This is a genomic window from Mycobacterium sp. FW102-FHT13B02 (genome assembly GCF_058790275.1).
The window spans coordinates 234,162-247,850 of record NZ_JBYTCM010000005.1; the positions used below are offsets into that span (position 1 = coordinate 234,162).

Annotated in this window: 8 protein-coding genes; 3 read left to right on the forward strand and 5 right to left on the reverse strand. The window is 66.1% G+C overall.

Going from position 1 to position 13,689, the window contains the following annotated elements:
* Positions 1 to 40: 40 nt before the first annotated feature.
* The 4 genes from AC3WTE_RS11385 to AC3WTE_RS11400 form a co-directional block, all read right to left on the reverse strand.
* A complete protein-coding gene (locus AC3WTE_RS11385) occupies positions 41 to 2,416 on the reverse strand; it encodes an ATP-binding cassette domain-containing protein (protein WP_492437563.1) in 2,376 nt (791 codons plus the stop codon).
* A 129-nt stretch (positions 2,417 to 2,545) separates the two neighbouring features.
* Positions 2,546 to 4,207 carry an Nramp family divalent metal transporter gene (locus AC3WTE_RS11390; protein ID WP_492437564.1) on the reverse strand — a complete coding sequence of 554 codons (1,662 nt, stop codon included), beginning with the start codon at positions 4,205 to 4,207 and terminating at the stop codon, positions 2,546 to 2,548.
* Positions 4,204 to 5,529 (reverse strand): magnesium transporter MgtE N-terminal domain-containing protein, encoded by a 1,326-nt coding sequence (locus AC3WTE_RS11395; protein WP_492437565.1) that lies wholly within the window; start codon positions 5,527 to 5,529, stop codon positions 4,204 to 4,206. The genes AC3WTE_RS11390 and AC3WTE_RS11395 overlap by 4 nt, the downstream gene beginning before the upstream one ends.
* 238 nt (positions 5,530 to 5,767) lie before the next feature.
* Positions 5,768 to 8,191: a Tex family protein gene (locus tag AC3WTE_RS11400; protein WP_492437566.1), complete on the reverse strand. Its 2,424-nt coding sequence runs from the start codon at positions 8,189 to 8,191 to the stop codon at positions 5,768 to 5,770.
* A 113-nt stretch (positions 8,192 to 8,304) separates the two neighbouring features.
* On the opposite strand from AC3WTE_RS11400, the gene AC3WTE_RS11405 reads away from it, so the two are divergent.
* Positions 8,305 to 9,474, forward strand: coding sequence for a GGDEF domain-containing protein (locus tag AC3WTE_RS11405; protein WP_492437567.1), 1,170 nt, complete (start codon positions 8,305 to 8,307; stop codon positions 9,472 to 9,474).
* A 9-nt stretch (positions 9,475 to 9,483) separates the two neighbouring features.
* Here the strand turns inward: AC3WTE_RS11405 and AC3WTE_RS11410 are convergent, their stop codons facing one another.
* Positions 9,484 to 10,770, reverse strand: a complete 1,287-nt coding sequence (locus AC3WTE_RS11410) for a lipase family protein (protein WP_492437568.1) — start codon at positions 10,768 to 10,770, stop codon at positions 9,484 to 9,486.
* Between the two features lie 266 nt (positions 10,771 to 11,036).
* Between AC3WTE_RS11410 and AC3WTE_RS11415 the strand changes: the two genes are divergently transcribed.
* Together AC3WTE_RS11415 and AC3WTE_RS11420 are read left to right on the forward strand one after the other, a co-directional pair.
* Complete coding sequence (locus AC3WTE_RS11415) at positions 11,037 to 11,726, forward strand: hypothetical protein (protein ID WP_492437569.1); 690 nt, start codon at positions 11,037 to 11,039, stop codon at positions 11,724 to 11,726.
* A gap of 2 nt (positions 11,727 to 11,728) precedes the next feature.
* Positions 11,729 to 13,687, forward strand: coding sequence for a YhgE/Pip family protein (locus tag AC3WTE_RS11420; RefSeq protein WP_492437570.1), 1,959 nt, complete (start codon positions 11,729 to 11,731; stop codon positions 13,685 to 13,687).
* The last annotated feature ends 2 nt before the right edge of the window (positions 13,688 to 13,689 follow it).

Consider the following 13,689-nt stretch of genomic DNA (forward strand, 5'->3'; position numbering starts at 1 on the left):
CCCCCCCCCCCCCCCCCCCCCCCTACTGCTGTTTGACCTGCTATTTGACGTATTCGGCCAGGTGAGACCCGGTCAGCGTCTTGCCTGCGGCGACCAGGTCCGCCGGACTGCCCTCGAAGATCACGCGGCCACCGTCGTGACCTGCACCGGGACCCAGATCGATGATCCAGTCGGCGTGCGCCATCACGGCCTGATGATGTTCGATGACGATGACGGACTTGCCGGCGTCGACGATCCGGTCCAAGAGCGCCAGGAGCTGCTCGACGTCCGCGAGGTGCAGGCCGGTGGTGGGCTCGTCGAGAATGTAGACGTCGCCCTTCTCCCCCATCTGGGTGGCGAGCTTCAGTCGTTGCCTTTCCCCGCCGGACAGCGTGGTCAGCGGCTGTCCCAGCGTGAGGTAGCCCAGTCCGACATCGACCATCCGCGCCAGGATCTTCTGTGCGGCGGGGACCTTCGCGTCACCGTCGGCAAAGAATTTCTCCGCATCGGCCACAGGCATGGCCAGCACTTCGGCGATGTTCTGCCCGCCCAGGGTGTATTCGAGCACCGAGGCGCCGAACCGCCGGCCTTCGCACTCTTCACAGCGCGACTCGACGGTGGCCATCACGCCCAGGTCGGTGTAGATGACACCGGCGCCGTTGCAGGCCGGGCAGGCGCCTTCCGAATTCGAGCTGAACAGAGCGGGTTTGACGTTGTTCGCCTTGGCGAATGCCTTGCGGATGTGGTCGAGCAGTCCGGTGTAGGTCGCGGGATTGCTGCGCCGCGATCCGCGGATCGGCGCCTGGTCGACGGTGACGACGCCGTCGCGGCCGGCCACCGAACCGTCGATCAAAGAGCTCTTCCCAGAGCCTGCCACGCCCGTGATCACCGCGAGTACACCCAGCGGAATGTCCACATCGACATCCTGCAGGTTGTTGGTGTTCGCGCCACGAATCTCCAAGGCCCCGTTTGCTTCTCGCACTGACTTCTTGAGCGCCGCACGGTCGTCCAAATGTCGGCCGGTGACGCTGCCACTGCCACGCAGACCCTTCACCGTGCCTTCGTAGACCACCTGGCCACCGCCCGAGCCGGCCTCCGGGCCCAGATCCACCACATGGTCGGCGATACCGATCACTTCCGGCTTGTGCTCGACGACCAGCACGGTATTCCCCTTGTCCCGCAACTGGATCAGCAGTTCGTTCATGCGGGCGATGTCGTGCGGGTGCAGACCGATGGTCGGCTCGTCGAACACGTAGGTGACATCGGTCAACGCTGAGCCGAGATGACGGATCATCTTGACGCGCTGCGCTTCTCCGCCAGAGAGCGTGCCGGCAGGCCGCTCGAGCGACAGGTAGCCCAGCCCGATGCCGACAAACGAATCGAGCGTGTGCCGCAACGTCGCCAACAGCGGTGCCGCACCCGCGCCGAGGCGCTTGTCGTCAGCCAGCGCGCGGACCCACTCGGCCAGGTCGGTGATCTGCATGGCGCAGGCCTCAGCGATGTTGATGCCCTTGATCTTTGACGAACGTGCCAGATCGGACAAACGCGTACCCTCGCACTCGGGGCACGTCGTGAACGTCACCGCCCGCTCGACGAACGCCCGGATGTGCGGCTGCATCGCTTCGACATCCTTGCTCAGGAACGACTTTTTGATCTGCGGGATGAGGCCAAGGTAGGTGAGGTTGACGCCGTCGACCTTGATCTTGGTCGCTTCCTTGTGCAGCAGGGCGTCCAGTTCCTTCTTCGTGAACTTGCGGATCGGTTTGTCGGGGTCGAAGAAGCCGCAGCCGTTGAAGATTCGGCCGTACCACCCGTCCATGCTGAAGCCGGGAATCGTGATTGCGCCTTCATTGATCGACTTGCTGTCGTCGTACAGCGCGGACAGGTCGATGTCGTTGACCGCGCCGCGACCCTCACACCGCAGGCACATACCGCCCACGATGTTGAAGTCGCGCCGCTCCTTGACGGTACGCCCCGCACGTTCCATGGTCACCGCGCCGGCTCCACTGATCGAGGCGACGTTGAATGAAAAGGCCTGCGCCGAACCGATATTCGGCTGCCCGATCCGGCTGAACAGGATGCGGAGCAGGGCACCGGTGTCGGTGGCAGTGCCGACCGTGGAGCGCGGGTCGGAGCCCATCCGTTCCTGGTCGACGATGATCGCGGTGGTCAGCCCCTCTAGTACGTCGACGTCGGGACGTGCCTGTGACGGCATGAAGCCTTGGACGAACGCACTATAGGTCTCATTGATCAGGCGCTGCGATTCCGCGGCGATGGTGTCGAACACCAGCGAGCTCTTGCCGGACCCGGACACCCCGGTGAAGACCGTCAGGCGCCGTTTCGGAATCTCGACGCTGATGTCCTTGAGGTTGTTCTCCCGGGCACCGACTACACGGATCAGGTCGTGACGATCAGCGGCATGCGTTCTGCTGGGCATACCCACACGTTAACCGGGCGCCGATCAGCGGCGCTTCTCGATTCCTGATCGCCTCTCACGATCGGACCCTGCCGATGACCCGGGTGTGTTGTGCGCGGGCCATCGTCTCAGTCGGTCGCCGCTACGTGGCTATCCACCGTGGCTGACCTGAACCGCCTTGACCACCAGCAGGATTGCACCAACCACCAGATAACTGCGCAGGCCGATCATGCCCAGGCGGGTCGCGGGGTTCCAGGTGACGGGCTCGAGCAACGCGAGGGGCGGCATCCGCCAGGTGTCGCGATCGAGATTCCCGATGTCTTTCGGCGGCGGACCGGCGGGTTGCCGGCGAGACATCACTCGCAACGCCACGAGCGCCAGCACCCCGGCCACGACGAGACCGACGGCGAGGTACTCACTGACCGCGACCACGTCGATGTTCGGGAACAACGTGGTCGCCATCAGGATGCCCGACAGCATCAACAGCACACCGACGATAACGGCAGCCACCCAGTTGAGCCAGGGCCGATTCACCCATGGCCCCAACACTTCCCGGTCATTGCACAGCAGCAGCAGGAAGACACTCGCACTCGGCAGTAGCAAACCGGCGAGGGCCTGGACCGCGGTGGTGATCAGACCCAGCGGAGCGTGCGGAATGAGGACGATGGCTGCCGCGACGGCGATCATGCTGCAGTACGACACGTAGAACTGCTTGGCGTCCTTGAACCCGCGATGCAGCGAGTGCTTCATGCCGAACACGTCACCGAACGCGTAGCTGGTGGCCAGCGTCACCGCGGCCGCACCGACGATCGAGGCGTCCATCAACACGATCGCAAAGATGTTGCCGAGCAACGCATTGTGCTGATCCAGCAGGTCGCCCACGGCACCCGCATCGCTGAACTGGCCCGTCTGTCCGGTCGACCTCGCAGCCCAGTCACCGACCATCACCAGCGCCGAAGCCCCGATCACCACGACAAAGGCCCCGAGAGTGGTGTCGACGCGCTCGTAGCCGATGAACCGCGGCGTGATGCGCTTGTCCACGATATTGGACTGCTGGAAGAACAACTGCCACGGCGCCACGGTGGTGCCCACGATGGCGATGATCAGCAGCACGGCATCCGAGCTGACGCCGCCCGAAATATGGGGAACGACAAATGATTTCGCCGCTTCACCCCACCGCGGATGCGACAAGAACAGCATGGGTATCTGCAGCAGGGTGATCGCGATGAACACGAACATCGCACGCTCCCACCGCTGAAAGCTGCCCGTGGCCATGATCGCGACCAGCGCCACTGCCGCGGTCGGCACCACGACGTACCGTGATATACCGAAATGGTCTGCGGCCAGGGCGATTCCGATGAATTCGGTCACGATGGTCAGGAAGTTCAGCAGGAACAGGTCGCCGACGGAGAACCAGCCCCAACCGCGGCCGAATCGCTCGTTGATCAGCCGCGCATGCCCGACACCGGTGACCGCACCGAGACGCACCACCATCTCCTGATTGACGATCAGCACCGGGATCAGCAGCAGTAGCGTCCACAGCAGGCTGTAGCCGTAGTTCTGCCCGGCCTGCACGTAGGTGGCGACGCCACCGGCGTCGTTGTCGCCGACCATCACGATGATGCCGGGGCCGAGAATGGCCGCCAGGGTCAGCAGCCGAGTCTTCAGCGTGGACCCGGTGCCGGGATCGCTGACGCTGATCTTGCCGAAGGCACCCTCGATGTCGCCCAGGTGCGCAGAGTCCAAGACCGCGGTCTCGCGGCGGCCGGGCGGCGACGCCGAGGCCGGCGAGGTCGAATCGGAGTTCGTCATGGACGTGCACCGTTCGAGCGCGGCGCGCCGATGTCACGGATGGGTCGGGCCGCCGGCTCCCGGCGACGCCAGTCCTCGGGGATGAGAGCTTCCAGGATGTCGTCGTACGTCACCACGCCGAGCAGGCGATCCCCGTCGTCGACGACGGGCACGGTCGCGAGGTTGAAGTCCGACATCAGCAGTGCGACATCGGTGAGGTCGGCATCTGGCGCCACCCGGACCGGGTCGGAGTCCATCAGGTCGGTGACGGGCGCGGTGGCCGGTTCGGCCTGCACCAGGCGAATCACGGACACCACGCCGACCAGCTGATCGTCGGCGTTCAGGACGTGCATCTTGAGCAGGGCTTCGGGCTGCAGGGTCCGTGCCCCGGCAATGATGGCGAGGGCCTGATCCGCCGCTGCTTCGAGCGGACAGCTGACGACGTCGATGTTCATCAAGCCACCAGCGGAGTCCCGGTTGAAACCCATCAGGGTGATGACCTTGGTGCGCTGACCGCCCGGCAGCAGGTCGAGAACCTTGCGCCGGCGGGACTGACGAAGGTCGGAAACCGCGTCGGCCGCGTCATCGGCGCGCATCCGAGCGAGCACCGCCGCAACGTCGGTATCGGACATGTCGTCGAACAGCTGGCTGGCTTTCTCCGGATCCAGCTCTTCGAACACATCCGCTTCGAGCTCGGGGTTACCCCGGACCCGTTCCAGAATCTCGCCTTCCTCGGCGGCGTTGGCGTCCTCGAGCAGGTCCGCGATGTCGGCGGCCTTCATGGTCTGAACGCGGCCCTGTACGCGGCGCACCAGCATCGATTTGTCGTGCCCGATCAGTGGCTCGAAGGCCCGCCAGTCCCGGCTGGCATGGCCCCCGGACGACTTGATCAGCCCGAACAGCCGCGTCGGCTTGCGGGTGTCCAGGCTCGACAGGACCCATCCGTCTTCGGTGGCATCCAACTCGATGTCGTAGGCATGTACCAGTTCGGCGTTGGGCACATCGATGAACCGGTGATCCAGAATGTCGGCTTCCAGCAGGTACTCGCCGTCGCGACGCCCGAAGGCCCGCAGGTCAACCTTGTTCTTGGTCAGCTCAACCCGCTCGGTGCTCAGCGATTTGACGTTGTCCATCGGTACGAAGACCTGGCGGCCGCCGACTCCGACGACCAATCCGGTCACCAACGGGTAGCTGTCGGCACCGCGCAACCGGACGATGACGTCGTTCACCTTGCCGACGGCTTCGCCGGACCGCGATACCACTGGCCTCTTGAGCAACTCCGAGAAGTGCAACGTCGTGCGTTTCGGCGCTCCGCCGCCATCGGGAGGAATCTTGTCGGACATCGAGAGGACTCCTTCGGGTCAACCGGCGCAGGCCGCGGGGTGCGACTGAGACACATGTAGGGCGGCGACATGAACGCCCAGCAAATAACAAGGGGCTTAAGATATTTCGTCCCGCATGGAATTACCTGGACACCGCCCGTCAACCAACTGTCAGACGGGCTCAGGAACGTGCAGAAACGGCACGGGCCGCAGCACCGACCAGGTGGTCAGCGCTGCGGCCCGTGTCGCGTATGTCGCCCTATTTGCCGAAGCCCGCCTTGCGCAGGGCCTCGGCCATCGAACCCGACGGTGCCCCCTCCCGGCGCCCACCGCCGTTGCCGCGCTGCGGATTACGGCCGCGGTCCTGATTCTGCCCGCGGTGCTGGCCGCCGCCCTGGCCACCGTTGCCGCCTCGGTTGCCGCCATCGCGCCGGGCTCCACCGCCCTGCTCGGGTCGCTTGCCGTCCCGGGGACGCTGTGGGTCGTCGTTCAGCCGCAGGCTCAGGCCGATGCGCTGGCGCTCGACATCAACCTCTAGCACCTTGACCTTGACGACCTGGCCGGACTTGACCACCTCGTGCGGGTCCGAGACGAAGCGGTCGGCCATCGCCGAGACGTGCACCAGACCGTCCTGGTGCACACCCACATCGACGAAAGCACCGAACGCCGCGACATTCGTCACCACGCCCTCCAGCACCATGCCGACCTTGAGGTCGGACACCTTCTCGACACCGGCCGCGAAGGTCGCGGTGGAGAACGCGGGCCGCGGGTCGCGTCCGGGTTTCTCGAGTTCGCCCAGGATGTCGGTCACGGTCGGGATACCGAAGCGGTCGTCGGCGAAGTCGCCCGGCTTGAGCGAGCGCAGCTTGCGCTCGTCACCGATCAGCTCGGCGAGCGTGACGCCGGCCCGGTCCAGGATCCGCCGCACCACCGGGTAGGCCTCGGGATGCACGCCGGAGGCGTCCAGCGGGTCGTCGCCTTCGCGGATCCGCAGGAAGCCGGCGCACTGCTCAAAAGCCTTGGGCCCCAGGCGCGGAACATCAAGCAGACTGGCCCGGCTGCGGAACGGTCCGGTCTTGTCGCGGTGCGACACGATCGATTCGGCGAGGGACTCCGTCACGCCCGACACCTTGGCCAGCAGTGGCACCGAGGCAGTGTTGAGGTCGACACCGACGGCATTCACCGCGTCTTCGACCACCGCATCCAGGCTGCGCGCCAGGGTCCCGGGCGTCACGTCGTGCTGGTATTGCCCGACACCGATCGACTTCGGCTCGATCTTGACAAGTTCGGCGAGTGGGTCCTGCAGGCGACGGGCGATCGAGACCGCGCCGCGCAGCGTGACATCCAGCTCGGGCAACTCGTGGGCGGCGTAGGCCGACGCCGAGTACACCGACGCCCCGGCCTCGCTGACCATCGCCTTCGTCGGCAGCCGCTTCGGCCCGGACGCGCCCGCAGCCTTCAGGTCGGCGATGAGTTCGGTTGCCAGCGCATCGGTTTCGCGCGACGCGGTGCCGTTGCCGATGGCGATCAGCTCGACGTCGTGCCGCGCAACGAGCGCAGCCAGCGTCGCCTTGGCGTCGTTCCACTTGTTCTGCGGCTGGTGCGGGAAGATGGCGCAGGTGTCGACGACCTTGCCGGTGCCGTCCACCACCGCAACCTTGACGCCGGTGCGGAAGCCGGGGTCCAGGCCCAGCGTGGCGCGGGTACCCGCCGGCGCGGCCAGCAACAGATCCTTGAGGTTCTTGGCGAACACCGCGACGGCGTCCTCCTCGGCGCGCTGGCGCAGCCGGATACGCGCGTCGACGGCAGCCGAGAACATCAGCTTGGTGCGCCAGGCCCAGCCGACCGTCGCGGTCAGCCACGGCGTGGCCGCACCCCCGACCCCCATGTCCACGCCGAGCGACTGGGCGATCATGGCCTGGTACAGCGTCTCGTCACCGCCGTCGAAGTTCAGCGACAGCGCTTCTTCCTTCTCGCCGCGCAACACCGCGAGCACGCGGTGCGACGGCATGTCCTCCAGCGGCTCGGAATACTCGAAGTAGTCGCGGAACTTCTGCGCGGCAGGGCTTTTCGCCGCCTCCTCCGACCACGGCTTGGTGGTCAGGGTGCCGTCGGCCCAGAACTTCTCACGCACCGCACCGACCAGCTCGGCGTCCTCGGAAACCCGCTCCACCAGGATGTGGCGGGCGCCGTCGAGCGCGGCGGCGACGTCGGCCACCTCCGCACCGAGGAATTCGGCTGCCACTTCTTCCGGGTTCAGCGCCGGGTCGGCGAGCAGCCGGTCGGCCAATGGCTCCAGACCCGCCTCGCGGGCGATCTGTGCCTTGGTCCGGCGCTTGGGCTTGTACGGCAGGTAGATGTCCTCGACCCGCGACTTCGTCTCCGCCGCCAGCAGCGCGGTCTTCAGATCGTCGGTCAGCTTGCCCTGTTCTTCGATGGACGCCAGCACCGCGTCGCGCCGCTGATCGAGTTCGCGCAGGTAGCGCAGCCGCTCCTCGAGCGTGCGGAGCTGGCCGTCGTCCAGGCTGCCGGTGACTTCCTTGCGGTACCGGGCGATGAACGGCACGGTCGCGCCCTCGTCCAGTAGCCGGACCGCGGCGTCGACCTGACCTTCGGCGACGGCCAGCTCTTCGGCGAGGCGGGCGTTCACGGACTTGACGACAGACTTGACGCTCAAATTCACGGGCTGGACCCTACCCAATGCTGCCGACAGTGGTCGGCAGCGGCGAGTAAGTTTGCGCTATGCCTCAGCCGCTCCCGACGCCTCGCGCGCCCGGCGACACCCGATAGCGCGTCATGAACCCCGACGTGCGCACCCTGTGGATGGTCGTCTCGATGACCACCCTGATTTTCGGGTTGCTGCATGTCTGGGTGGGCGCAGGTAAGCGCAGACACGCCGCGGTCCAGCTGTGGGGCGCGGGCAACTTCGCTGGCGCCCTCGGCGCAGGACTCCTGAGCGCCCGCGGACTGGTGCCCGAGGTGTTGTCGGTGACGGCCTCCAACATCCTGATCGTCACCTGCTGGTCATTGATCTGGGCTGGCCTGTGCGCTTTCAACGGCCAGCCTGTCCGCGGCCGGGCACTGGCGGCCGGACCGCTGGCGGTCCTCGTCGCGTTCGAACTCGTCCCGCCGTTCACCACCAGCATTCCGGCCCGCGTCTCGCTCACCGCGTTCGTGCTGGCCGGGTACTTCGCGCTGAGCGTCGTCGACGGCATCAAGGCCCAGCGCGTCGAGCGACTGGCCTCGCGGCGCATCCTCATCGGCCTGTATGTGGTCGCGGCTGCGGCGACGGTCGGGCGCTCGGTCAGCCTCCATCTCGATGCCGACGCCGTTCAGTTCGTCACGACGGGTCCGGCGTTGTCGGTTCCCATGCTGTTCTTCACTTTCGCCGTCATGGCCATCAACCTGTGCCTGTCGTTGATGGGGTGGGAACGGCTCGAGGACCAATTGGCCGATGCAGCCATGCTCGACTCCCTCACCAGCACGCTCAACCGGGCCGGCTTCATGATCCAGGCTCAGCGGCTCGCCGAGGAATGCGTCGTGCGGCAGCTTCGGTGCTCGGTCATCGTGATGGACCTCGACGAGTTCAAGGCCGTCAACGACGTCTTCGGGCACGAGGCCGGTGACCGCCTGCTGGCCGAGTTCGCGTGCGTGGCCCGGTCGAACCTGCGCGGCGGCGACTTGCTGGCCCGGATCGGCGGTGAGGAGTTCTGCGCCATGCTGCCGGGCGTCGACGAAAGTCAGGCCGCGGTCATCGCCGACCGCCTTCGGGTGGCGTTCGCCGCGGCCACCTTCAGTCACAACGACGTGGTTCTCGCCGGGACGGTGAGCATCGGGGTGTCTCAGCTCGGGCACAAGGCCGGGCTGCGATCTGCCATCCGGCGCGCTGACGTCGCGATGTACGAGGCGAAGAGCCGCGGCCGCGACCGCGTGATCCGCGCGTCGGCGGCGGGCAGCCGCGGCTGAGCATTCGGGTCAGTACGTCCCGCAGTTCGGTGTCGTCGGTTCGCCGTTGAACCGCGCGGCGATCCACTGCATCGCCGGCTCGCCGTCGACCAGCATCGGCAAGGCGTGGTTGATCACCAGCTTGTTCAGGAACGGCGGCTCCTCGTTGGTGCGGAACTCGACGTCGGCGCCCTTGTCGCACCAGTCCCGGCCCAGCTGATTGGCGGCTGTCCACGGCACCAGCGGGTCGTATCTATTGCTGTTGATCAGTACCGGAGCGCCCGGCTTGTACTTGCCGAGCTTCTGCATGTCGAACAGCGTCTTGAAGGGTTCTTCCTCGACCAGCACGTTGATGTCTTCCGTGAAGTACGGCTGCAGGTGCCGGAACATGAAGTCGACGATCGTCTGCCCGACGCACTGTCGCGACACACTCTCCAGCATGTCTTTGCCCCGCGGGGTGAGCTTGGAGCGGATCAGATCGGCGAACTCCGGATAGGCGTAAATCTCGCCGTTGAGCGCGTACCCGACGACACCGACCAGGGCACTGCCGTCGGTGTACGGGAACAGTTCTTTGAGGTCGGCCACGGGCGCCCCGGCATATGTGCCGACGACATGCAGGTCAGGCGCATAGGACGATGCCAGCTCGGCAGCCGACGCCGCGGCGCCACCGCCTTGCGAGTAACCCCAGAAGGCAACCGGCCCATCGGGATCCAGCGAGGTGCCGGGGAGTTTCTTGGCAGCCCTGGCAGCGTCGAGCACAGCGGCGGCCTCGGCGACGCGGTTGACGTACGTGTGCATCCCTGGAGTGCCGAGGCCCTCGTAATCGGTCATCACGATCGCGAAGCCCCGGGCCACCATCGTGGCGATGAACGCTGCCTCGTAGTTGACCATGATGTCCCAGCCACCCGAATAGTGGATGCCCTGGTTGAACTGCCGCGACGGCGCGCACTGGTTGCCCTGTCCCTGCGTGCCCACCGCGTAACTGATCAGCGGCCGCGGCCCCTTGCCCGGCCAGTCGTTGTACGGCTCGAAGTAGGTGCCGGTGACCGCAACCGGATTTCCGCGGGCATCGGTGCTGCGGTACATGATTCGCGTTCCGGTGGCCATGATCGCGCCCAGCTGCCCGGACGGTTCGAGCACCAGCCGCGACGGCTGCGTCCGGATCAGATCGCCGGGCCGGCCCGGCGGCAGTGGATCCGGCGGCAGATAGAACTCGGCGTACTGCGGCTCGTCGCCGTCAGCGTGGGCCGCGGGCAGCCCCACAAGTAGTGAACCGAGAAGTAGACATGCGGCCAGAACGCCCCCGATGCGATGCATAACGGGACAATAACAACGACACTCTCACAAATGAAATTCCCATTCACAATCACGAGAATTCTGTTCTTGACAGACGTCCAGTGGCGGGTCGCACAGACATTACCGGGAAGCGATCCGCACGGCCGCTGCGACCGCCTGTGTCTGCCCCGGCATATCGCGTCGGAATCCGCGTGACATCACAACCTCCGGATACCCGCTAACCGCAGATTTGCCTTCCCACGCTGATTTACTGGCCATCGTTACTTCGACCCCGGAGATGAGCACTGATGCACGACGAGACGACGGCCGCCACGGACCCAGCGGACGGCCCGCCGGTGATCACCGCGCAGGGCCTCGGCGTCGTCGGCGAACACGGTCCGCTCTTCTCCGACGTCGACCTGGAACTTACGCCCGGGTTCCACGCCATTCAGATGCCCGGCGGACCGGCTCAGGACACGCTCTTGCTCACGCTCGCCGGCCGGCTCAAGCCGACCAAGGGCACCGTCAGCGTGGGCGGAGCGACGAGACCGCGCGGCATCCGGCAGCACTGTGCCATCGCCGCGTTCGCGGAGATCGACGATCTCGAGGAGACGGTGACGGCCCAGACGGTGCTCACCGAGCAGCGCCGCTGGGTCTCACCGTTCCCGGCCTGGGTGCCGGTCCAGTCGGACACTCCCGAGATGGCGGCGGTCTTCGGCGACATTCCACTGCTGTCGCCGAAGACCTTCATCATCGAACTGTCCGATCTCGAGCTCTTTCTGCTGCGCATCACGTTGGCCCTGATGTCCGACCGGCCCGTCCTGATAGTGGGCGACCTCGAGCAGGTGCGGGACAACGAACGCCGGGACCTCGCCGTGCAGCGCCTGGGCGCCCTCGCCGAACACCGCACCGTCGTCGTCGGCGTCACCAACCCGCTGGGTGACGACGCACCCGAACATGTGCTGCATGACCTCCGCATGCACACCGGAAAGGCCTGACCATGCTCGCTGGACTCGCATTCGGTTCTGAGATCAAGCGTTTCGGCCGCAGCCGCATGACGCGCGCCGCGATCGTCGTGCTGATGCTGCTGCCGCTGGTGTACGGCGCGCTGTATCTGTGGGCGTTCTGGGATCCGTTCGGTCAGGTCAACAAGATGCCGGTGGCCCTGGTGAACGCCGACCGCGGCGCCGTCGTCGAGGGCGTCCACGTGAACGCGGGCAACGAGATCGCCAGGAGCCTGACTGCCGATCACAGCCTGGACTGGCACGTGGTCAGCGACAAGGAAGCACGCGACGGCGTCGAGCACGGCAAGTTCTATTTCATGCTGGAGCTGCCGGAGAACTTCAGCGAGGCCGTCGCCTCGCCGGTCACGGGCAATCCCGAAAAAGCCCAGCTGATCGCGGTGTACAACGATGCCAACAACTACATCTCCTCGACCATCGGCCGCACCGCCACCAGCCAGGTGCTCAATGCGGTGTCCACCCGTATCTCGGGTCAGGCGGTCAATCAGATTCTGTCCGTGGTGGTTTCCTCCGGCACCGGCATCAAGCAGGCTGCCGACGGGGCGCAGAAGCTGGCCGACGGCGCGGCGCAGGTAGATGTCGGCGCAGGCAAGTTGGTCGGTGGTCTCGACGACGCCCGCAACGGCTCGGCCAAACTCTCCGCCGGGGCCAAGCAGCTGTCCGCCGGCATCAATCAGGCCACCGACCCGCTGCTGACAGTGACCAAGGCGCTGTCACAGGTCGGCGGAAGCACCGAGCAGTTGCAGCAGAGCGCGACAGCTCTGGAGCAGGCTGCCGATCAGGCCGGCGCCCTGGCCACCGCGCAGGACACGGCGGCAGCGGCGATCGGTTCGGTGATCCAACAACTTTCGGTGAACGAGGACCCGGTGTCGGTCGGCGCGGTGAATACCCTGCGCGGCGTCCAGGACCAGCTGAACGGCCATCAGTTCACGCCCCAGATCCGTCAGCAGATCACCGATGGACGCAACGCCGCCATCTCGATGACCGAGACCCTGCGCTCCCCCGGCAGCCCGCTGCGGACCGCGCTGGACCAAGTTGGCAGCGGCGGCCAGCAGCTCACCGACAAGCTGAACCAGTTGCGGAGCGGGGCCCAGCAGCTGGCCACCGGAAACGCGCAATTGGCCAGCGGCATCGTGCAACTCGACGACGGGGCACGCCAGCTCAAGTCCGGCACCGTCCAGCTCAAGGACGGCAATCACGAACTGGCCACCAAGCTGGCGGACGGCGCCAAACAGGTGCCGGCCTGGACCGAGCAGCAGAAACAGGCCATCGCCGACACCATCGGCGGTCCGGTGAACCTGGATTCCTCACACGAGAACGGTGCCCCCAACTTCGCCACCGGCATGGCTCCGTTCTTCCTCACACTGGCGCTGTTCTTCGGCGCGCTGGTGCTGTGGATGGTGTTGCGGCCCTTGCAGAACCGCCCCATCGCCGCCGAGGTGCTGGCCATCAGGGTGGTGCTGGCAAGCTACCTACCGGCGGCGGTCATCGCGCTGTTCCAGGCGATCATTCTGTACTGCGTCGTACGGTTCGCCCTCGGTATGCAGGTGTCGCATCCGGTCGCGATGCTGGGCTTCATGATGCTCATCTCGTTGGCCTTCGTGGCGGCGACGCAGGCCATCAATGCACTCGTCGGACCGGCGGTCGGGCGCGTGTTGATCATGGCGCTGCTGATGCTGCAGATGGTCAGCGCCGGCGGTATGTATCCCGTCGAGACGACGTCCAGACCGTTCCAGGTGCTGCACAGATTCGACCCGATGACGTTCGGCGTCAACGGACTTCGCCAGCTGATCCTGGGTGGTATCGACAACCGGCTATGGCAGGCCATCATCGTGCTGGTTGCCATCTGGCTTGGCTCCCTTGGCATTTCGAGCCTCTGCGCTCGCCGCAACCGAACCTGGAACCTCATCCGGTTGCTGCCCGCCATCAAGATGTAGGG